The sequence below is a fragment of the Paenibacillus jepli genome (assembly GCF_047238105.1).
Taxonomy (GTDB): Bacteria; Bacillota; Bacilli; order Paenibacillales; family Paenibacillaceae; genus Paenibacillus_D.
Window position 1 is genome coordinate 1,272,469 of the sequence record NZ_JBDFMD010000001.1, and the last position, 22,322, is coordinate 1,294,790.

Annotated in this window: 18 protein-coding genes; 6 read left to right on the forward strand and 12 right to left on the reverse strand. The window is 55.8% G+C overall.

Annotated features, from left to right (window positions below; all coding sequences use genetic code 11):
- Positions 1 to 28 precede the first annotated feature (28 nt).
- Entirely contained in the window at positions 29 to 844 is an 816-nt protein-coding gene (locus ABC336_RS05885) for a Cof-type HAD-IIB family hydrolase (protein ID WP_413237786.1), read from the forward strand.
- 92 nt (positions 845 to 936) lie between these two features.
- On the opposite strand, the gene ABC336_RS05890 is transcribed toward ABC336_RS05885, so the two are convergent.
- The 4 genes from ABC336_RS05890 to cysT form a co-directional block, all read right to left on the reverse strand.
- Complete coding sequence (locus tag ABC336_RS05890; RefSeq protein ID WP_413237787.1) at positions 937 to 2,007, reverse strand: sulfate ABC transporter substrate-binding protein; 1,071 nt, start codon at positions 2,005 to 2,007, stop codon at positions 937 to 939.
- Between the two features lie 61 nt (positions 2,008 to 2,068).
- Positions 2,069 to 3,133, reverse strand: coding sequence for a sulfate/molybdate ABC transporter ATP-binding protein (locus tag ABC336_RS05895; protein WP_413237788.1), 1,065 nt, complete (start codon positions 3,131 to 3,133; stop codon positions 2,069 to 2,071).
- 3 nt (positions 3,134 to 3,136) lie between these two features.
- The gene (locus tag ABC336_RS05900) at positions 3,137 to 3,931 is read right to left on the reverse strand and encodes a sulfate ABC transporter permease subunit (RefSeq protein WP_413237789.1); all 795 of its coding nucleotides are present in this window, start codon (positions 3,929 to 3,931) and stop codon (positions 3,137 to 3,139) included.
- A complete protein-coding gene (cysT, locus tag ABC336_RS05905; RefSeq protein WP_413242445.1) occupies positions 3,928 to 4,734 on the reverse strand; it encodes a sulfate ABC transporter permease subunit CysT in 807 nt (268 codons plus the stop codon). The genes ABC336_RS05900 and cysT overlap by 4 nt, the downstream gene beginning before the upstream one ends.
- A gap of 221 nt (positions 4,735 to 4,955) precedes the next feature.
- Here cysT and ABC336_RS05910 point away from each other — a divergent pair, with 221 nt between their 5' ends.
- The 5 genes from ABC336_RS05910 (at position 4,956) to ABC336_RS05930 (ending at position 10,567) form a co-directional block, all read left to right on the forward strand.
- Positions 4,956 to 5,684 carry a LytR/AlgR family response regulator transcription factor gene (locus ABC336_RS05910; protein WP_413237790.1) on the forward strand — a complete coding sequence of 243 codons (729 nt, stop codon included), beginning with the start codon at positions 4,956 to 4,958 and terminating at the stop codon, positions 5,682 to 5,684.
- Positions 5,681 to 7,009: a sensor histidine kinase gene (locus ABC336_RS05915; RefSeq protein WP_413237791.1), complete on the forward strand. Its 1,329-nt coding sequence runs from the start codon at positions 5,681 to 5,683 to the stop codon at positions 7,007 to 7,009. Before ABC336_RS05910 ends, ABC336_RS05915 begins: the two co-directional genes overlap by 4 nt.
- Before the next feature lie 422 nt (positions 7,010 to 7,431).
- Positions 7,432 to 8,229, forward strand: a complete 798-nt coding sequence (locus tag ABC336_RS05920) for an ABC transporter permease (protein ID WP_413237792.1) — start codon at positions 7,432 to 7,434, stop codon at positions 8,227 to 8,229.
- A gap of 92 nt (positions 8,230 to 8,321) precedes the next feature.
- The gene (locus tag ABC336_RS05925; protein WP_413237793.1) at positions 8,322 to 9,872 is read left to right on the forward strand and encodes a hypothetical protein; all 1,551 of its coding nucleotides are present in this window, start codon (positions 8,322 to 8,324) and stop codon (positions 9,870 to 9,872) included.
- A gap of 23 nt (positions 9,873 to 9,895) precedes the next feature.
- Positions 9,896 to 10,567 (forward strand): ABC transporter ATP-binding protein, encoded by a 672-nt coding sequence (locus ABC336_RS05930; protein WP_413237794.1) that lies wholly within the window; start codon positions 9,896 to 9,898, stop codon positions 10,565 to 10,567.
- Positions 10,568 to 10,588: 21 nt separating this feature from the next.
- Here ABC336_RS05930 and ABC336_RS05935 read toward each other — a convergent pair whose 3' ends face one another.
- From ABC336_RS05935 to ABC336_RS05970, 8 genes are all read right to left on the reverse strand, one after another.
- Positions 10,589 to 11,431, reverse strand: coding sequence for a carbohydrate ABC transporter permease (locus ABC336_RS05935; protein WP_413237795.1), 843 nt, complete (start codon positions 11,429 to 11,431; stop codon positions 10,589 to 10,591).
- Complete coding sequence (locus ABC336_RS05940; RefSeq protein ID WP_413237796.1) at positions 11,421 to 12,368, reverse strand: carbohydrate ABC transporter permease; 948 nt, start codon at positions 12,366 to 12,368, stop codon at positions 11,421 to 11,423. Before ABC336_RS05940 ends, ABC336_RS05935 begins: the two co-directional genes overlap by 11 nt.
- A gap of 16 nt (positions 12,369 to 12,384) precedes the next feature.
- On the reverse strand, positions 12,385 to 13,710 hold the full coding sequence (locus ABC336_RS05945) for an ABC transporter substrate-binding protein (RefSeq protein WP_413237797.1): 1,326 nt from the start codon (positions 13,708 to 13,710) through the stop codon (positions 12,385 to 12,387).
- A gap of 187 nt (positions 13,711 to 13,897) precedes the next feature.
- Entirely contained in the window at positions 13,898 to 14,641 is a 744-nt protein-coding gene (locus ABC336_RS05950) for a response regulator transcription factor (protein WP_413237798.1), read from the reverse strand.
- A 3-nt stretch (positions 14,642 to 14,644) separates the two neighbouring features.
- Positions 14,645 to 16,441 carry a cache domain-containing sensor histidine kinase gene (locus ABC336_RS05955; protein ID WP_413237799.1) on the reverse strand — a complete coding sequence of 599 codons (1,797 nt, stop codon included), beginning with the start codon at positions 16,439 to 16,441 and terminating at the stop codon, positions 14,645 to 14,647.
- A 439-nt stretch (positions 16,442 to 16,880) separates the two neighbouring features.
- Positions 16,881 to 17,912, reverse strand: a complete 1,032-nt coding sequence (locus ABC336_RS05960) for an S-layer homology domain-containing protein (protein WP_413237800.1) — start codon at positions 17,910 to 17,912, stop codon at positions 16,881 to 16,883.
- Between the two features lie 22 nt (positions 17,913 to 17,934).
- Complete coding sequence (locus tag ABC336_RS05965) at positions 17,935 to 19,983, reverse strand: discoidin domain-containing protein (protein ID WP_413242446.1); 2,049 nt, start codon at positions 19,981 to 19,983, stop codon at positions 17,935 to 17,937.
- Entirely contained in the window at positions 19,950 to 22,295 is a 2,346-nt protein-coding gene (locus tag ABC336_RS05970; protein WP_413237801.1) for a right-handed parallel beta-helix repeat-containing protein, read from the reverse strand. The genes ABC336_RS05965 and ABC336_RS05970 overlap by 34 nt, the downstream gene beginning before the upstream one ends.
- Positions 22,296 to 22,322: the final 27 nt, after the last annotated feature.

The window sequence follows — 22,322 nt, forward strand, 5'->3', positions numbered from 1 at the left end:
TCTAGCTCATGTACAAGGAGAGAAACCCATGACTTATAAGCTGATAGCCATTGATGTCGACGATACGCTCCTGAACGATGATATCCAGGTTAGCGAGGGTACCCGCTCGGCGCTCATCGAAGCCGTCGCGCAAGGTGTGACCGTGACGCTGGCCACAGGCCGCATGTACGCGTCTGCCCGGAAGATTGCCCAGCAGATCGACCTCAACGTACCGATCATCACCTACCAGGGGTCGCTCGTCAAGACACTGATCGACGAAGAGGTGCTCTACGAGCGCAACGTGCCGGAGGACGCCGCGCTGGAGCTGCTGGAATACTGCTCGCGCAAGGGGCTGCACCTGCAGCTTTATGTGGACGATGTGCTCTATGTACGCGAAGACAACGACAAGGCCAAGGGCTACTCCCGATTGTCCAACATCCCTTATCTGGTCGAGCCGGACTTGGAGTCCCTGATCCGCAAGCCGCTTAACAAGCTGCTGATTATTGACGATCCGCAGCTGCTGGACGAGGTTGCCCTGGAGCTGGCGCCGCTGATCGGCGACCGCGTGCACATTACCAAGTCAAAGCCGCACTATTTGGAGTTCATGCATAAAGAAGGCACGAAAGGCCACGCGCTGCAGCATATGGCTGCCCATCATGTGGGCTGCACGATGGATGAGGTGATCGCGATCGGCGATTCGTGGAACGACCGCGAGATGCTGGAGGTAGCGGGACTGGGCGTGGCGATGGCCAATTCGGTAGAGCCGCTGAAGGCGATTGCCGACTACGTGACGCGCTCCAACAATGAAGAAGGCGTGCGCCACGTGATCGAGAAGTTCGTGCTTGGCCGCACGGTTGAAGCCTGAAGCAAATCGTGATGTACAAAAACAACCATCCTGCGTTCCGGCTCCCCGGTTCGCAGGATGGTTGTTTTGGTTGCGCATATTCCCCGCCAGCGTCAGATGCCTGCGAGCACTTGATACCATATGCCCCGGCGCGAATACAGCAGCTCGCGCACCTGCGGCCAGCCGCCCAAATACTCGATATCGAAGAGTCCTTCAGGAACATGGAACTGGTCTGCCGCAGCTCCCTCCAGCGCTTCGTTGACGGGCCGGAAGCCATAGTCCATAAACAGCGACTGCGCCTCTTCTCCGTACAAGTAGTCGACAAAGGCTTCTGCGACCTCGCGCGTGCCGTGCATATCCACGTTCTTGTCGACCACCGCAGCCGGATTCTCGATCAATATCGTATCCTGCGGAATCACGATGTCATAGGGCACGCCCTGCGCGATCCTGGCGATCAGTTCGTTCTCGTAAGTAACGATGACATCGCCGACGCCGTATTCGAAGGCAGCCATCGAAGCGCGTCCGCTCTTGTCCAGCGACTCGATATTGGCATGGACCTGCTCCAGGAACTGCTTGGCATAAGCCGGATCCGCCACGCCTCCCTGCCGCTCCGAGCGTTTGAGTCCGGCACCGTAGATGGCATTGATATCCCACTGCGCGCCCCCGGAGGTCTTCGGATTGGGGTACAGCACCTTGACACCATCCCGGGTCAAATCCTCCCAATCGCGGATGTCTTTCGGGTTGCCTTCCCGCGTGCCCAGCACAACGATCGAACGTGTGATCATCCCGCCTGCAGCCTTTTGACGCCAGTCATGCGTGATCATCCCCGCTCGCTCGATTCGTTCGACGTCGCCCTCCATGGCCAAGACTGTCACATCCGCCTCGAAGCCGCCGACGATCGCGCGCGCCTGTGTCCCCGACGCTTCGTAGGATTCCTGGAAGGTCACCGTCTGCCCCGTCTGCTCCCGCCAGTGCTCCTGGAACATGGGCAGCAGCTCGGCGAACACATCCTTGACGACCGAATAAGCGCCGATCACCAGGGTGATGTCACCCTGCAGGGCAGGCTCGCCGTCCACCGTCTCATGATCAGTTCCAGAGCAGCCGCTGACGGCAAGCGCGGCGCACAGCAGCAGCAAAAGCATGCTGCGCCCTAAGGAACGCCTGATGAGGTTGGTTAATGGCATCTATATACACAACTCTTTCTGTTAAAGGTTGAACGCATAGTTTGAACGCGTGTTATTATTATTAAATGTGAACCGGCATCGGATCTTCTTTGAGACGGTTCTCCATAATCCAGCTGTCTTCGTCGGTGAACAGATAGGCTCTGTGCACGAGGACGCTGATCTCATCGCCGGGCTGCAGAATCTCTTTCTCCAGCGAACGGTAGGTGATCAGTGTCGTGTCGCCGACCGTTACCTCGACCATCCACTCGCTGCCGCGGAAGTGCAGCTGCTTGATCTTGCCCGACTCTGTTGCCGATGCAATCCGGAATTCATGCGGCTTGCCGATCTCGATATACTCCGGCCGGATCAGTGCCCGGACGCCCGGACGTTCGGCCGCCACCTCGAAGCCCTTGAGCCGCGAGACGTCCTGGACGATAGTCGACTCGCCGATAAAGCTGGCGACGAACTGGGTCTGCGGGCTTTTGTAGATATCCCAAGGCGTGCCCTTCTGCTCGAGGCGGCCCTTGTTGATGATCATAATCTCATCGGCCACCTCGATCGCCTCGTCCTGGTCATGAGTAACGAAGATCGAGGTAATGCCGAGTCTCTCGATCATCTCCTTGAGCCAGGTGCGGAGCTCTTGACGGATCTTGGCGTCGATGGCCGCAAACGGCTCATCGAGCAACAGCAGCTGCGGCTCCGGCGCAAGCGCGCGGGCAAAGGCGACGCGCTGGCGCTGTCCCCCGGAGAGCTGATGCGGCAGCCGGTGCTCGAAGCCTTTGAGACCGGTCAGCTCAACAAGCGTCGTGACGCGTTCGCGGATCTGCTCCTTGGACTGCTTCTTCACCTTCAGGCCAAAAGCGATATTGTCGTAGACCGTCATATGCTTGAACAGCGCATAGTTCTGGAAGACAAATCCGATGCCGCGCTCCTGCGGCGGCAGGTCATTGACCCGTTTGCCGTGGAAGACGATATCCCCCGACGTTGGCGTCTCCAGTCCGGCCAGCATACGCAGGATGGAGGTTTTGCCGCCGCCGCTGGGGCCGAGCAGACCGATCAGCCGCCCCTTCTCGATGGAGAAGCTGACGTCCTGAACCGCATGGAATTCGCCAAAATGCTTGTTAAGCTGTGTGACCTCGATATGCATGGCTTAATGCTCCCTTCGTTTCTTTGCCCACTCCATCAGCAGCAGCAGACCAATCGAGACTGCAGCCAGTACAAGCGCTACACTGTTGGCAGCCAGCACATTGAAATTCTCGACATCCTGATAGACGAGCGTCGTCGCCGTCTGCGTCTTGTTCATAATATTGCCCGATACGACCAGCACCGCCCCGAATTCGCCCATCGAGCGGGCTACCGTCAGCACCACGCCGTAGATGACGCCCCAGCGGATCGACGGCCAGGTTACCTTCCAGAAGGTATAGAACGGATAGGCGCCTAGTGTCGAGGAGGCCTCTTCCTGCTGTGTCCCGATCTCCTGCAGCACCGGCATGACCTCGCGGATCATCAGCGGGAACGTAACGAATAACGTCGCCAGGATCATGCCCGGCAGGGCAAAGACGACTTTGAAGCCCAGATCGCCGAAAAAGCTGCCGATCACGGTACCCGGCCCGAGCAGGAGGACGATCATCAGACCGCCGATAACCGGCGAGACAGCAAACGGCAGGTCGACAATGCTGTTGAGCAGCTGACGCAGCCGCTTGCTGAGCCAGGTTGCCCGGACCAGATAGAGCGCGAGCATGACCCCGAACAGCGTATTGATAACCGTCACGATAACGACGATGAGGCCGGTCATATACAGCGCATGCAGCGACTGCGGTCGGGTGATCGCCTCCAGGAAGCCGCTGAAGCCTTCATCCAAGGATCCGATAAAGATGCGGACCAGCGGGATGATGATCAGGATCGTAAAGACGGCGTACGTCAGCGTAATCCATAGCTTCTTCATGCGCCCGCCCTCCTGGACTGGATCAGATTGACGATCCAGAGGATAAGGAAGGACAGCGTCAGCAGGACGATGGATACCGAAGCCGCCCCTTGCGGGTTGTCGCTCTCCACTTCGCCGAAGATGTAGACCGAGGCTACGAGTGTCCGGCCGGGGATATTGCCCGCGATCAGGACGACCGCTCCGAACTCGGCCAGCGCCCGGGAGAATGCCAGCATGCCCCCGCTCAGAATCCCAGGCATCATCGTCGGCAGGATAACCCGGAAGAAGGTCTTGGCCTTGGAGGCCCCAAGCGTATAAGCCGCCTCTTCCTCCGAACGGTCCATCTCCTCCAGCAGAGGCTGCACGGCACGGATGACGAACGGGAAGGTGACGAAGACCATGGCGATGACAATCGCAGGCTCATGGAAGACAATCTCGATGCCGAAGAAGCCTGCAATATCCCCAACCAGACTATTGGGTCCCAGCAGCAGCAGGATCATGAGTCCGCCTACGGCTGTCGGCAGTGCGAACGGCAGATCGACAAGACTGTTCAGTAGCCGGCGGCCCCAAAAGGTATACCGGATCAGCACCCAGCCGATCATCGTGCCGACAGCGATATTGATCAGGGCGGCTATGACAGCTAGCCGGATCGTCAGCAGGATAGCTTTCCAGGCGAGCGGGTCGCTGACGCTCTCCCAAAAGGGGGACCAGCCGAGCGAGAATGATTGGCCGTAGATGCCAATGATGGGTAAGACGATTAGTACGATAAAGTACAGCATGACAGTGCTTCGGAACCCGAAGCTCCACCAGCGGCTGCGAAACATCACATTCACCTTGAGTAACCCTCCCAGACCTTCGGTATGTCCGATCGCCCCGTACAGGCATTGGTATGATAATCCCTATTATTTCGGTAGGTATTATCACTTTAGCAGAATGTGGGCCGTCCAGTCAATTACTAAATGCAATCTTTTGAGAGGTGGTTGCGCATCCGGCGAGAACCGTAAATAATGATAGATAACATGGCTAGAGAATGGGGGTGTCTGAATTGAACATCTTGATCGTAGAGGATGATCCGCATATCGTGAAGCTGCTGCTGGCGATTCTGCGGGAACTCGTCAGCGCCGGGCAGGTCTGGACGACCGGAGAGTCTGCGGAAGCGCTGCGGATCGCCGCGGAGCAGCCCATCGATCTGTTCGTGCTGGACATCCAATTAACGGATTATAAGGGGACGACGCTGGCCCGCCAGCTGCGGGGCATGGCCCCTTATCGCTATACGCCGATTGTTTTTGCTACGGCTCTTGCAGGTGAAGAGCTTATAGCTTACCGGGAGATCAAATGCTACAGCTTCCTCATCAAGCCCTTCACCCGGGAAGAGGTGCAGGAGGCGCTGCAAGAAGCACTTCAGTACCGCGGGCAGCTGACCTCAGATCACCATAGACCGACCATCCGGATCGAACAGAAAAGTCACATCTTTGAATACGAGATGCGAGAAATCGTCTATATCGAATCGTTTGGCAAAAACCTGGTGCTGCATCGCCGGGAGAGCGGGCATGGCCTCCGTGCAGACAAGCTGGCGGGCATTTCACTGCGCAAGATGGGCGAGCTGCTGAACGATCCGTCATTTGTCCAATGTCACAAGAGCTACATTATTAACAAGGCGTATCTTGCCAGAATAGACAAAACGGTGGGGACAGCAGTACTGACAGAGGGAGCGCCACCGATCCCAATCGGTCAAAAATACCGCGACAACCTACTGGCTGGAGGCAGCCGATGATCTATATCCAGGTCCTGCTGGACTCGGTCATTATGCTGCTGCTTTGCTATGCTTTGTCCGGGCAGCCGATCCGGCTGGAGAAAAGCGTGGTCGCCTGGTTTTTTTCCTTTCACGGATTCTGCATCTTGCTAAGGCTTGATGTTACTCACGCCCGCAGTCTGTTCGAGATGTTCAACATCAACAATTTTGATATTCTGCCGGTCAATAATCCGGTCTTTTTATTGCTGATGGTGTGCGGTCTGCTGATTTTGAACAGTGCCTGGATCCGCCCTGCTTCCAATATGAAGACGATCGTCGTCACGCTGCTCAGCTTCCTGATCTGGATCCTGCTGCGCACCTTCAGCATTTCGGCAGCGGGTCTGGTACTGGGGGACAGCGCCTCAGCTTTATTCCCTTATCTGCACCGTACGCTGACGCTGCTGCTCGCCGCAGGCTTATATTACCTGCTTCTCTTCAAGCGCGGCAGCGGGTTTCTCGATGATTTCAGCGGGCTGTTCAGCCGGGTCATGCTGATCCAGTCTTCACTTGCCGTGCTGGCCATCATTGTCTTTTCCAATTTTGACACGGCGTTTGTGCTGGAAAATCTGTTATTTATTCTTATCGTATTCTCACTGGTCATCAGTATGAACCTCTGGATCATCTACGAACATAATACAAGATCGCGTCGGGAAAAACGCTTTGCCGCTATCGAGCAGTATATCCCGGTCATCGACGAATTGGTGTCGGAGGTGCGTGCACGGCAGCATGAATTCCACAATCAGCTGCTAGCCGCCCGCAGCATCGTGGAGACCTCGGATAGTCTGCAGGAGGCGCAATCGCAGATGGCCGCCTATACCCAAGAAGTCATCATGCGCTCGGATGTCCGGGAAGTGCTGCAGATCGACAGCAAGGTCATCGGCGGCTTCGTCTATTCCAAGATGAAGATGGCGGAGGTGCTCAAGCTGACCTTGACCAGCCGGATTCACGCTTCTTTCGCAGCCATGGCCACCGACGAGCATCAGCTGATCGAGATCATCGGCGTGCTCCTGGACAATGCGATCGAAGCCTCCTATCCCGGAGACGAGATCATCATCACCACCCGCCGGGCCGCAGACTCCGCACATACAGAGATTTCGGTCCTGAACCCCGGCGCGGCCCGCTCGCAGGAAGAATTCGGGCAGATGTTTACCAGAGGCTACACGACCAAAAATGCCGGGGGCGGCACTAGAGGCTACGGCCTGTACAACGTAAAACGGATCGTCCTGCAACAGCGCGGCAAGATCATCACCCGGAATACGGAATTAGATGGTATTCCCTATCTTTCGATTGGAGTGCTGATTCCGTGAGTCCTGATCATATCCGAGGGATAACCGAATGTAACGCCGATTGTTCCGGTCGAGAGAACATCGATACTTCGTTACGGCCCACTAGTGCAAAAGTGCACTTGTTTCTCCCTTTGGGCCGTCATTATTGTCTTGCAGATGTAAAAGTACACTTAACACGGCTTATATATCGGAGCATAATGGATAAGCGCAATATCGAACCAGAACACGTGATGGTTAGCATGTCAAACAAGGGTTTTGCAGGAATGAAAAACGTTCATTCCTGTAAAACCCTTGTTTGTTCCCCAGCTATTGTCCCGTCCGTGCGTCAGGGCTATAGTAGTCTCATGTTGTTAAGCCAAGCTTCCGAAGCGAGTTTTCCTTCGGAAAACTAAGCACTCGCTTTCGAAGCCAGTTTTGCTTCGCAAAACTTATAGGAGGAATGTATGAAAAATCTGCTGCTGCTCGAATGGAGGAAATTAAGATGGCCTGTCCTCTTTACGCTGGTACTCGTGACCGCTGCGGTTGTTGCACTAACCGGTACGCTGTATAAAAACTACTCGTTGGAGCATGACCTCGAAGCGTGGGAGGTCGGCATTGAGTTTATCGTCTTCCTGTTTCCCTTTATCGCGGTGATGCCGGTGTGCTGGCTGATGTACTACGAACGCAAAGACAACTTTCTGCTGTATACCTTGCCTCGCGTGAGCAAAAGCCGTTATCTATGGTCCAAGTGGATTGCCGCAGCCTCATCATCGTTTCTGGTTATGTTCATTGCGATGTTCCTCGGTGTTGTTTATTCGCTGTTTATCAAGCCGGGTATTATACCTTCTTATGGCTTGATCAGTCCGGAGACTGGAGAGGTAGTACCCCGGCTGGAGAGCCAGCATTTCCTAGGCCCCTTGTTCGTTCATCAACCGCTCGTATATGGGCTTCTATTAAGCTTTTGGCAAGGCATCTTGTCCGCATTAGTCGCTACGATGGGTTTTGTACTGTCGCTCTTTATTCAGAACATCTTCGTCATTCTGACCGGGCCCTTTATTTATGTAATGTTGGAAAATTATCTTCTTCAGATCATTGGTTATATGAATCACCGGCTATACATCAGCTTTAATCCCGAGTTTTACAGTGTCGACAAATACGGCTACTTTCCGTTATTTGTCGGTCCTTTACTTGCTTTGCTGTTCATGGCTTTTATCGCCTTGTTCTACACCAAGATCAAAAAAGTCACAGTTTACCCGTCATAGTGTATGCTTCCGAAGCGAGTTTTCCTTCGGAAAACTAAGCACTCGCTTTCGAAGCCAGTTTTGCTTCGCAAAACTTATAGGAGGCCAGACGCATGCGAGCCATCATTGCCTATGAAGTCCGGCGCTTCCTGAGCGCCCGACTGGTCCTGCTGGTGCTGGGATGCGGGGTGTACAGCCTGGCTGAACGGCGGGACTATGAATTTTCCCATGCCAATTTTGTATTGACGATAATCTCGGATCATTATTATTTGACCTTTTTCATGACCCTCGTCTACTTTTACCTGCTGTCCGCCCACCTGGAGAATGACCGGGATTACGTGCAGCTCCGCGTTCGCAGCTACATCAGGTATTATAGCGCCAAGGCGGCCGCTTTGACGGTCAACATGGCCGTGTTTGCAGGTATTCAACTCGCCGTCATTGCAATGGTCGGAATCGGGCTGTCTCATGACATGTCCTTTCCGGCTGAGGATCCGAGTAATCTCAGGCTCGAACTATTGACGATGTTCAGCGAGTACTTTCATACCCCATGGCAGGCTACTGCAGTATCTGTCATCTACATGATTGCAGGATTGAGTGTGCTGTCGCTTCTGTTTATGACGCTGCATCATTTCTTGGGCAGACGGAAGCTCGTATGGATTTTCGTGGTTCTCTATTTCCTCATGGTGTTCGCGATGAAGCGGATGCCAGAGCTTACCCGTCTGCCGTTTGTGATCATCAACAATTATGTGATCTTTATGTACAACCTGACTTATCCCTATGCGCTAGTCGTGAGCTTCGTCTCGCTTGCCATCATCGTCTGCGGCTGTTTCTTAGTCATCCGCAAGCACTGGAACCGCAAACCGACACTGCGTATACCCGCCTTCTCGCTGCCAGGCATCGCCCCGTATTATCTGAGAAGACTGCTGGCTCCCGTCAGCATAGCTGCAATGGTGGCCAGCGTAGGCGGATTGTTGCTCTGGAGGCTGCTGCAGATTCTCGACCTGCCTGGCAGCACGAGGGAAGATTACTTGCTGCAGATGTTCTGGGGACATGGACAGGGACAATTCCAGCCACTGGAGTTTGCAGCGATGCTCATGATGAATATCGTGCCTCTTTACCTGATCGCTGTTTTTCTGGAGCGCGAACAGCTGGACCACAGTCTGATGCTGACGTTCCGCCTGCGTTCGAAGCGGCAATGGGTATTGTCCATCCTTGGTGTTATCCTCCTGTTCTTGCTTGGCTACACAGTGCTGCTGGCAGGGGGCAGTCTGCTCGCAGCCTGGCTGGGCGGACTGCCCGGCGGCGGGATTACGCAGCTTGCCGGTGAACTATCGGGGGCAGCAGCGCATGTGATCTACGGTACAGGTATCAAATTTCTTGAGCTGCTGCTGTGGTCGCTGATCCTGTTGACCGTGTATCTGACGACGCGGCGCACCACAGCCGGCTTTGTTGTCATCATCATGCTGTATGGTCTTTATCTGCTTCCGTTCACTTGGCTGCGTTATGTCCCGGCGGGCATATCCAGTCTCGCCCGGCAGGAGCCTTTTGCTGCGGATCCCGGTACCGGGCTGTCCGTCTCGTTCATTGTGTTGTATCTGAGCATCATTATCGTCTGTCTCGTCTGTTACGTCCTGTTTAGCGGCTACCGCAGACGGTTTATCTGATTCTTCTGGGAGAGTGATATGGTATGACTGAGATTCAAGTGACAGGCGTATCCAAAGCATTTCATGGCATCCCTGTCTTATCCAATATTCAGCTGACGGTCGCCAAAGGCACCACCGTCGGCATCGTCGGCGCCAACGGCAGCGGCAAGTCGGTACTGTTCAAAATCATCTGCGGCCTGACAGCGCCCGATCAAGGAAGCGTGTCAGTCCGGGGCAAGCAGCTTGGGAAAGAGCTCGACTTTCCTGACAATGTCGGCATGTTCATCAACACCCCCGGATACATCGGTCTCTATAGCGGCTTCAAAAACTTGAAGTTTCTGGCGGACATCCGTCGCGTCATTGGTCCGGCCGAGATCAAGGCGGCCATGCGGCTCGTCGGACTCGATCCGGAGCTGAAGACGAAGGTCGCCAACTATTCCCTTGGCATGAAGCAGAAGCTGGGCATCGCCCAGGCCATCATGGAAGGGCAGGATATTCTGGTGCTGGACGAGCCGTTCAACGCCTTGGATTATCAAACCTATAACGATATAAAAGAAATCCTCACGTCCCTGCAGGGAGAAAACAAAACCATGCTGCTCACCAGCCACAACTACGAGGATCTGGCGTCGCTGTGTGATATCGTCTACATCCTGCAAGGCGGCCAGTTGGAGCTGCTGACGGAGGAACGCAAAGCCAAGTACTTCCGGCGGTCTTAGTGGCTGCCTTGCACGCTGACGTTATTTGACCCCCGTCATCGTCACGCCTTCAATGAACTTCTTCTGTGCTACAAAGAAGACAAGGAGCAGCGGCAGCGTGGCCAATACGGAAGCAGCCATCAGCAGATGCCATTCCGTACCGCTCTGGTCCGTGAAGAGAGACAACGACAACGGCAGCGTGTATAGATGACTGGAATTCAGATATATCAGCGGCTCAAAAAATTCGTTCCAGCTGTGAAGGAAAGTAAAGATGCACAGCGTCGCCAGCGCAGGCGCGGACAGCGGCAGCATGATCCGCCAGAAGGTCGTCCACGGCGTGCAGCCGTCGATCTTGGCCGCTTCATCCAGATCGCCCGGGACCGTAATAAAAAACTGCCGGAGCAGAAAGACGCCGAACATCCCTCCCGCGCCCAGCATGGGCGGTACAATAAGCGGAAAGTGGGTATTGACCAGTCCCAGTTGGGAGAACCAGGTGAAGAGCGGGATCGCCGTAACCTCGGTCGGTATCATCATGCTGCTGAGCAGCATGAGAAAAATGACGTTTTTGAGCGGAAACGAAATCTTGGCGAACGCATAGCCCGCAAGGGCGGCGAACAGACAAGTGCCTCCGGTAACGAGAACGGCGATATAGGCGCTGTTCCAGAAATAGAGCAGGAAGGGCTGACGTTCGAACACCTCGACATAATTGTGCCAGACGACCGGACTGGGCAGCCATTGCGGCGGGAACAGAAAAATCTTGGTCTGATGCTTGAGCGATGTCGTAACCATCCAGTAGAACGGCACCAAAATAATGAGCGATACGGCACTAAGCATCACGTAGGTCGGCCAATGCTTCATGTATCGTCCGGCGCGATTATTGCTCATGATGCACCCACCTCTTCCTTACTGTCCACTGCACTAGCGTCAGTGCGAATATGAGGATAAACAGAATAAATGCAATGGCAGAAGCGTAGCCGAACTGGAACAGCTTGAACGCCTGCTGATAAATGTAGTACACCATGACATACGTGCTTGTTCCCGGACCGCCTCCGGTCATGACGTAAATCTGCCCGAATACTTTCAACGACCCGATCAACGTGAGGATCAGTGCCAGGAATACGGATGGAGAAATGAGCGGCAGCGTCACCTTGCGGAAGGTCAACCACCTGGATGCTCCGTCGATTTTGGCAGCTTCGTAATACATGGGCGGCACATCTTTGAGCGCTGCCAGGAATATGACCATATTGAGCCCGACATTCTTCAGCACACTGACGATGATAACCACCGGCATCGTTAGCTCCAGGCTGTACAGCCATTGCGGGCCCTGTATACCGAATATGGACAAGATCTGGTTCACCAAGCCTGCATCGGTGGCAAAAATGTATTTGAACACAATAGCCCAGACGACGATAGAGGTAACGACAGGGGTGAAAATGGCCGTCCGGAAAAAGCCGATACCCGGTATGCTCTTCTGGAGCAGCAGCGCCAGTCCCAGCGCCATCATCAGATTGAGCGGCACCAGACCTGCCGAGAAATACAAGGTATTGCCGACCGTCTCCCAGAAGACAGGATCGTTCGTGAAGGCTCGTTTGTAATTGTCTAGTCCGATGAAGGCGTAATCTCCCATGAGTGAGCGATCGGTGAAGCTCATCGCGATAGCTGCGATGACCGGCCCCAGCAAAAAAATGAGAAATCCCAGCACCATAGGCGAAATAAACAAGTATCCGTACCACTTCTCTCTCTGAAGCAGGCGGCTGCTTTTGCTGTTATAGCTTACTTTTGGCGCTATCTCAGCCGCCCCCGCTCCTGACAGTTGTTTCATTGTCTTATCAGCTCCGTTACTTCATTAGTGGCGTGATGTTCTGTTCCATCCGGGCCAACACGTCCTCGACCGACATGCTTTGCGTGTACAACAAATCGAGAAGCGTCTGCATCTGGACATCAATTTGCTGCCAATTCTGGTGACTCGGAGCCACTCTTGCCTGCTCCATCTGATCCAATACCGCAATCTGAATGCTCTCCTTGCCAGGCAGCTCATCGGCATTCAAGAAAATGTCGGATTCCAGAATCGATTGACGCGAAGGTACGAAAAATTGGGAAGTCACACCCATCGCTTGTGCGCCGGTCAAAAACTTAAGTAATGCCATCGCTTCCTCCGGGTGTTCCGTATCGAATACCGAATATCCGGCATATCCCATGGAAGTGCCGCGACCGTGCGGGCCCTCCGGCATCGGAGCGATATCCCACTCATAATCCGTGATCGCTCTTGCCTTCGATACGTAGCTGTAGCGATCCAAGTACATGCCGACCTTACCCGTTTCAAATGTAATCTCATCTCCCGGTTTCGGATGAACCTGATCCTTGAAAATCATATTATTGTACATTTCTAGAACTTGTTTGCCCTCTGCGCTGTTCAGCGCAAATGCTGTTCCATCTTCGTTGAACACATCCGCTCCGTGTGCCCAGAACATCGGCAGTAACGCATCATACCAGTTCTTCCACTCGCGGTTGAGCCTGACGCCGTATACCCCCTGACTCGGATCCGCAATGGCCCGGGCCGACTCCAGGAAGGAGTCGTACGTCCAGTTTCCTTCAGCCACCAACTCTAACGGCGTCTTGAGATTATTGGCCTCGAAGAGAGAGCGGTTATAGAAGATAATACCGGGCGGAGTAGAGAAAGGAATACCGTAAAGCGCCTCATCTTTAGTGAACAAATCCAGCGTAGAAGGATAGATATCCGCGAAGTTATAGTCATTATCTTCTTTGAGACTGGCCGAGAGATCCACCAGCTGACCCGAGGCAATAAATTGCGGGATCATCCGCTCTGCCAGCCAGCCCACATCCGGTGCCGTTTTGGAAGCGGCCATAATGGACAGCTTTTGTTGATAGTCCGCAAATGGAATGGTAATGATCTCCACGTCAATATGATCGTGCGTTTTTTTGAATTCGGCCAAGAGTCCTTCGTACATGCCCTTGTGCTCGTCATTGCCCCAAATGCTGAACTGCAGCTTCACCTTTTGCTTCGGTGCATCGGCCTCGCCCGCTGTCGGGCTTTCTCCTGCTGGCGGGCTTCCTTGCGGTTGATTGTTGCCTGGCGTTCCGCAGCCGGCAAGCATCCCCAGCGCCAGGGTGGCAGCTGCCACCGTTAAACCCCATTTTCTCATCGATCTTCTCCCCTTCAGTTTCATTCATGATAGAAGCACTCGCATAGAAGCGTTTTCATCTGATCTAACTATAGAAAAAAAACTTCTCCGGCGAAATGATGCGGATTCGAGAAAAGGTATGATTTTTCGAGCACCAAGCGCATGTAAAGAAAAACCCCTTCCGCCATGTTACAAACAAAGGGAGGGGTTAGTGCTGGGAGCTTTCTCTGTATTCGGTCGGGGTTATGCCTTCCGCATTTTTAAAGACGCTCATAAAGTGCTTGGCGCTCATATAGCCGGATAACTGGGCAACTTCGTAAATTTTCAAGTTCGTGCCAGTCAACAGCTCCTTCGCCTTGCTGATGCGGCGGCTCGTGACGTAGGCAGAAAAGTTCTGGCCGGTTTCTGACTTGAACAGTACGGATAAATATTGATGATTCAAGTGAACCTGGTCAGCGAGCAGTTGCAACGAGATCTCCTGATCCAGTCGCTCCTCGATCATAGTCTTAACCCGCCGGATCAGCTGTCTGTCCTGCCTTCCCTCCTCTTGGGCCTCACCAATCAAGGCGCTGGCATCAGGCTCCCTTGCATGTCTGAATTTATCCAGCACTTGCTTCAGCTCAACCCGGTCGATCGGCTTCAGCAAGTAGTCCGCCACACCGTAACGCAGCGCATGCTTAGCATATTCAAATTCCGCATAGCCGCTTAAGATAATCAGATGCAGCTGCCGATGACTCTCTCTTATCCTCTTGATCATCTCCAGACCATCCATCTCTGCCATTCGGATGTCGGATATAAGCAGATCGGGCTGCATCACATGCAGCAGCTCCAGCGCTTCTTTGCCATGGTTTGCTTCGCCGATGACGCGGTAGCCGCCGATCGTGTCTTCAATCAGCTGCTTCAAGCCATTTCGAATCGTCACTTCGTCCTCAACTAGGATTACTTTGTACATGTGTTACTCCTCCCATTGCATCGGCAGCCAGATGCGGATCTCCGTCCCCGGCAGCTCTGTTTGTTCGATGGTCAGGCCGTACGACTCTCCGTACAATAGTCGCAGTCGCTGATGAACGTTTCGCATGGCAAAGCCTCTGGATACTTGCCCGAACCCGCGTTTAACGTTATGTAAGGATAGCTCATCATTCACGGAGCGTGTCATCGACTGGACCAGCGCCGCTCTCCGAGCCTCATCTATGCCTATGCCGTCGTCACGAACAATCAAGCACAAGGAATCCCCGATCACTTTGGCGCTTATCTGCAGGGTGGTCTGCGGCGTCCGGCCGATGCCGTGCTCGATGGCATTTTCGATAAGCGGCTGCACGATGAGCTTGGGCACCAGCAGCAGCTCTAAGGAGGGATCGATATGAATTTCGGTTCGCAGCTTACCGCTCAGACGGAAAGATTGAATCTGCAGATACGCCTCGACGAACCTAATCTCATCCAGCAGGTAGACCGGGCGCTCCTGCTTATCCACCGTATAACGCAGCAGCTTGCCCAGATTGGCGATCATGCGGGACAGCTCGTCATTCTGATGCTGCAGCGCAAGCATGTTCATCGTCTCCAGTGTGTTGTACATAAAATGCGGATTGATCTGGCTTTGCAGCGCGGACAGCTCCGCTTCCCGCTCACGCAGCGAGGTCTCATACACCTGCTTGACCAAATGGTCGATCTCCTCGATCATGCCGTTGAACACTTCGGTCAACTGACCGATCTCATCCCGCGTCCGTACCTCCGCACGCTGCTTCAGCGAGCCTTTCTGCACGAGCTTCATCTTGGACTGCAGATGCCGGATCGGCTTCACCAGCCTGTCGGCCGATAGCACGGCCAGCACATAAGCGATTGTAAGCGATAACAATGAAATGTAAAGTGTAAATTGGCTCAGTTCCCGCGCCTCTTTGCGCAAATCATGCAACGGAATCAGACCTACCACCTTAAGCCCGCTGTAATCGGATATCACCTCTGCACTGAGATAGGAATCGCCGCTCAGCGTCCCCGTCTCTTCTAACGTGGATTCGTAGCTCCCCGTCACTTCCTCGTCAAATGTGGCATAGATCATGCGTTGCTGCCGATCGGTTATGTACAACTGGCTGTTAGCGCTGAGCGTCACAGGCGAGAGCATCTGGCGCAAGCCTTCCGCCGTCATATCGACTTTTACGATCCCAAGCTTCTTATGGTTAAAAGGGTCTCGAATGACGCGAGCGATCGACACGACCCGGCGCTCCGGCAGCTTGTAATACGCCGCCTCATGGGGTGGAAGGATGGTTAGCCCGCCGTCCTTCTCCAGTACGGTGTCCATCCAGCCCGAGGACTCCGGCTCCCATAGTGCGTGAACGCTGGGCTCCAGATTACTGAACAGTCTGCCGTTATTGGCGAAGATCAACATCCCTCTTATTTCTGACCTGTCAAAAGATAAAGAGGAGATGAACAGATTCATTTTGGAAGCTTCATCCGTAGTTAAGTATTCCGGTTGTCCCGGCAGCCCGTCATGTCTTTTTAGGATGCGCATAATATTCTCATCATAAAAAGGCGTCAAGGTTAGCCGGTCCACCTCCTTGATATAACGGTCGAGATTAAGCTTGATCTGGTCCATAATCTGGGAGGTGTAGGATTCCGCGTTTTGTTCGACATTCGCAGAATACTTCTGGTAGGTCACGATCCCGCTTATGAGGAACGGAATGGTAATCAGCAGACAGAAAAACAAGATGAATTTGTAGCGAAGCGATAGAAATCCTGCTCTGCCCGCATCATTCATCATCTCCATCTCCTTTTGAAAGCCTCTAAGGGTTGATAAATACATCTGTCGCCTACCACTTTCCTTTGACGAGCTTTAATTTTAAAACGAGCGATACCAAATAAAGGGACAAGAAACTTTGTGCCATAGTGATGCTTTTTACATCACTATAAGCAAAGCTTTGCGTTTTGTAAATTGAAGAATGTCAGGAATTAACGTATCCTCTGTCCGCAAGACGAGCCTAAAAACACGCCCCTGCTCGGAATAGATGCTATTGTGTCCTCTCGTGGGCAACCACTACTCCTTCGCCCCTCCAATATAATAACCCACAAAGTGCGGCTTGGCTTCGAAGCGTACGCAGGTACTTTGCGGGGGCCCCGGAAACCTACACTTAAGTGCAAAAAACTGTCTCACCGTTGCTATGCGCGTCGGTGAGACAGCCTCTCAATTTGTCTTTATCGCCTTACCCGCTCCCCGCCGGGAGGAACGGCAGCACTCTCAGGATCAGCGTCACCGCTTCGGCCCGCGTGGTCTGCTGGCGGGGCGCCAGCAGACGCTCGCCCCGGCCCTGCAGGATGCCGGCTTCCACCAGCAGGGCGAGAGGCTGGACAGCCCACTCACCGAGCTCCTGCCGGTCGGCGAAGCCGGACAAGACTGCCGGGTCGATCTCCCCCGAACCGTCCATCGTCCGGGCCAGGACCGCCGCCAGCTCCTGCCGGGTGATCAGCGACAGGCCGCGGAACGTCCCATCCTCATAACCGGTGATCCACTGCCTGGCCGCAGCTTCCCGGATATATGGCAGCGCCCATGGGGCCAGCGCGTCAGTATCGGAGAAGGCCGGACCACTGTCCATGTCTCCACTGAGCCCGGCGGCACGGGACAGCAGCACGGCGAACTCCTGTCTCGTGACCGGCTGATCCGGCCTGAAGGTGCCATCCTCGAAGCCGGTGACGAAGCCGCGCGCTACGGCATCCAGCACAGCATCCCGGGACCAGTGCTGCTCCAGATCGGCGAAGGCGATCCGCGCCGGACCCGCTTCGACCACAACTGCTGTACCTGGCGCATATTCGACCATCGCCAGCTCCGCATCCACCAGCTTAGCGCTCTTGAGCTCGACCGATGTCCCGCCGTCATGGAGACGCTGGAAGCCGAGTCGCGCCAGCTCGAACGTGCCGTCCCGGCCCGGGACGGCGCCGGTGCTCGTATGGGCGAAGCGGACCTGGGATTCCTTACGTATCGGCGGGACCGATAGCCCCGGCAGCGACGTCTTCGCATCCAGCCACTTCAGACGCGCCGGATCATAGGCAACCTCAAGGTCCCATGCATAGAGATCCTTTGCTTCGACTACGGTGATGATGATCTCGACCCGGCTGCCCTGCTCGGCGACTGCCAAGCGGAACGGCTCGGCCTCCTTGGCAGAGGCCGGAGTGACGGGCCATGCCGATAACAGCAGGAGAAGCGACACTGCCATCAAGAGCAGCCGTTGACCAAGCACCGTTCTCCTGCGTCTTACGCGCTTATGCATCGTACCAATCGGACAGGATCATCCGCGCGACCGCAGCCAGCGACTGGATCGTGATCTCCTCCTGATCCAGCATATCGGCCGCTGCGATCGCGCTCCAGCCCGGATCTGCCGATGTCATGCCGAAGTAACCGGCGACAATCGACAACGTCCGCAGCGTAATCTGCGTCTCGCCTTCGATGAGCGTAATCCTCTCTTGCCGGTAGCTCGTCAACTGGCTGCTCAGCTCTTCCACCGCTTCATTGACTGCCGACTGCGGATGGCTCTGATGATAGATCGTTTCCGCAGCCAGGATCGCTTCCTGCAGCAGCGTCTTCGCAGCTTGCGGGTATTGGCCCACCTTGGTGCCTGCTGATGTACGGTCAACCAGCACCTGCGCTTGCTCGATGAGCAGCCGCAGCGCTTCCTTATCCACCGGCACCGACTGGATCTGGGAGGCTCTAAAGGTCTGTACCGCGCCTGCCAGCGCTGTCAGCGCGCCACTTACCGCCTGCTGATCCGCATTCGGATCCTCATGTACCGCTTGGGCAGTATGAATGGAAGTTTGCAGGGCCGTTTTGGCTGCTGCCGGATATTGCCCCGGACTGCTGCCTGCGCTCGCCCCGTCATGCAGCGCTTGTGCCGCAGCGATCGCTTCGCCCAGCGCACCCAGGTCTGCAAGGCTCACGAGGAACGCATGCGTCGCTTCGGCTGTCGGCAGCGAGAGAACCTCACCCTCCGTGTCGATAATCTCTGCCTTGGTCAGATGGACTGTCGTCTCGCCCGACTGCGGCTGATCCTTGACCTGCCCATGCAGCTTGAACCATTCTCCACTTTCCTGGAGCGAGCTGTCTGGCGCACTCAGGAGGATATTGATCAGCCCTTCTGCCGGCTTGACCGCCGTTCCCAGGATCGAAAGTCCGTCGCGGCCGGAGGAGATCGCGTCTCCGCTCAAGGTAAGCATGCCGTCGGCTTCCTCGGCCGTTGCAAATGAGAGCACCGCCGGATCATAGGCCACGATAGCATTGATCGTCGTGTATCCGGTCGTACTCGCTGTCGCACCGACGATCAGCACCACAGACTGGCCAGCATAGGCTGCTGCAGGCCCGCTTACTCCGATTGCGGGCAGCGATTCCGGCTCTGGCTCGGGATCCGTACCGTCCGCTTCCTTGCCATACACCTCAATCTCGAACAGTCTTACCCGGTCATCGCCATTCAGATTGCCTTTGCTTACCTGCAGCCGCACCCGCGAGGTCTGTACCGGCTCCCACTGCAACGCGGTATATTGGCCGTAGTAATTATCCTCTGTATTGCCGGTCACCGATGCCACTGTCGCCCAGTCATCCCCGTCCCATACTTCGATGGCGAAGTCGGACAACTGCATCCCTTGGGCATCGCTCTGTCCGCTCCAGAGGCGCACGCCCTCCACTTCATATGCATCTTCCCAAGTCAGCTCCAGCCAGTGCGGTCCTTCCGGCCCGCTCACCCAACGGTCCGGGCCGCTGTGCCGCTTCCCATTCACAGCATGCTGCGGAGGGAAGCTGCCGCTCTCGTGGGCAGAGCTCGACGTGACTGCAGCCTGCGGGGCGATGTTCGGCTGCGCCGGCGGCTCCGCAATCTCGATCACCGTCCGACCGCTTACCCTCGAGCCGTCGTTGGCCTCGGCGATCACCGTCACGCTGCCAGTGCCTAGCGCTGTCAGCTGACCCTGCTGATCGATGGAGGCCAGCGCCGTCGGCGTGCCGTCCGGGGCTTCGACGCGCCAGGTCAGCGATCGGTCGTCGGCATTCTCCGGCAGCACCTGGGCCTCGATCGCCAGCGTCTGCCCCGTGTCGATCCTGGAAATGCGGTGCTGCGGCGTCACGTGGATGCCGTGCACATAGACCGGTGGGATCTCCGGTCCCTGCGGGTCAGGATCATGCTCCCACACTTCCAGCTCGAAGACACGGGCGTGGTTGTCATTGGTTTGCGGACTGACCGTGCCATTGGTCACATACAGCCTGAGCTTGTCGGTCCGGGTCACCGGGAAGGTCAGATCATTGAACTGGTTGATCCGGGCATCCATCGGGTTGTTGGTGACAGCCGCCGCTTCCTGCCAGGCACCGTCTGCCCAGTATTGGATCTGGAAATGCGGATCTGCCAGTTGGTCGTACCCGCCCCGGCGCCGCTCCATAGACGGATGCGGTCGATGGCGTAGCTCTCTTCCCAGCTCAGCTCCAGCCAATGCGGCGCCGAGCTGCCCGCTTCGGTAATCCAGCGGCTACCCATATCTTTTGAACCGTCTGTCGCCAGGGCCGGCGGGTAAAGCGGATTATAAGAGCTCGCCGTCACCTCGGCAATCCGGGCAAGATTCTGCTTGCCCGGCAGCGGCTCGGGCGGCAGCTTCGGCGGCGTAGCCGGCGGATCCACCTGGCCATACTCGTACAACAGCAGATCATCGATAAAGACGGCACCGCCGGCATCATGCTTGTAGAGATAGATGACACCGCTGCTGGCCGCAGGTCCTGTCGTAAAGGCTACCTCGCGGGCGGCATAGTCGCTTGTTGCGCCCAGCACGACCTCTTTGGCGGCTTGGCCGTGATTTTTGACGCCCAGCAGCGCTCTGCCTCCACCTGTGCTCTTGCTGTAACCGGAGAGCTTATAGATCGTGTTGGGTTTCAGCGTAACTGTCTGCTCGATGCCGGATACGGCGCCAGTCAAGCTCGCCGCCTGCTCCCCGCTCCGGACCTCGGTATCCACAACCGCTGCGCCGCCGAAGGTGACGCCCCAGCCGGCAAACTCATTCTCAAAGCCCGGATTAACGAGCAAGTTGTCGAGCTCTGCTCCCGGCGGCACCTCGCCCTCGGGAATCCCCGGTCCTTCGTAGGCGCCGATATTCGGTGGCTGATCCGCAGGAACCGGATTGCCGAAGAAATCGAGGCCGCCGTTGCCCGGGATGAGCTTGCCGCTGGCGAGCGCCGGCGAGCCCTCCAGCAGTTGGTAGCCGGCCAGTGTATCGCGTCCGATACGCCCAGTCCCCGGCGCTGCCAGCAGCGGGTCGGCGACGATTTTGTTCGCATCCATGTCCAGCACGTGCTGCGGATGATTGCCGTAGAACAGGTTGTTGTCGAATACGTTGCCCGTGCTGGAGCCGAAGTTGTAGCCTCCGCTGCCGAGATTGACGATCAGATTGTTCGTATACGTCTGATCCTTGGCCCAGCCGCCCCAGTTCAGCGTGTCGACCACCTTGGTCGTCGAGCCCGGCGGGATATAGACTGTATTGTTGTAGATGTGCGTGTTCTCCGGCGTACCGCTGAAGTTGAACACCGCACCCAGATCGCTCTGGCTGATATTATAGCGAATGATCGTATCGCGGTTGAAGTTCGCCGCTTGCGTACCGTCGTTCACTGCCAGCGACATGCCCCCGGCATTGTTATGGCTGTAATTGTACTGAATGATCGTGCCTTCGCTCTTGTAATCGGAATCGTATGCCATGGCGTCGCCGCCCGGATGCGTATTGAACACTTCATTGTACTGGATGACCGAATCCTTCGATTCGAACAGCCAGAGCGGCACATGATAGCTGGTCGAACGCTTGTGGGTATCATAGACGACATTGCGCTCGATCAGGCCGTTCGTCGTATTGAGAATGAAGGCGCCGTCGCCCCCGATATCGTACATGACATTGTCCGCCACCTTGTTGTTAAAGGAGTACGGACGGCTGCCCCCGTTCAGGTAGATGCCGACGCTATCGAGCGAATAGATCCTGTTGTGCTGGATCGTGACATCCGTCACGACGTAGTTCCAGCTGGGATCCCAGATGATGATGCCGCCATTGTGGGCATAATCCATCGCCAGACTGCCTTTGACGCTGTGAATGTCCAGATATTCGAAGACGAAATGGCGGTAGACCTTGGGATTATTCCAGCCGCCGCTGTTGCCCGCGACATGGATGCCCCGGCGTTCGCCGCCTTCAGCAGCATAGTTCGTAATCTCCAGATGTCGGACCTCCCAGTACTCCTGGCTGTAGAAGTATACGGCCGCAGCTGCGCCGCCGCCGGCGATCATCGGCTTCGGACCTTCGCCGTATCTGTCGATCCTGATCGGACTGCCCTCAGCGCCGGAGCCCTTGGGATACAATGTGCCCCTCCAGACGCCGCCCGCTTTGAAGCGGATCGTATCGCCGGGCTGGAAGGTCGTCGCATTGACCTTGTTGAGCGTCTGCCAGGCCGCCCCCTCGCTCGTCCCGGCATTGGCGTCATCGCCGCCTGCAGCATCTACGTAATACACTGTGCCAGCCGCCTCAGCCGCTTGCAGCGGCCATCCGGGTATGCCTGCCCCGGCCAGCAGCACCAGGATCAGCAGCCAGCTGATCATCTTGCGGTTTCCTGTTCTCATCGTTTATTAGCCTCCTCGATTCGGTTG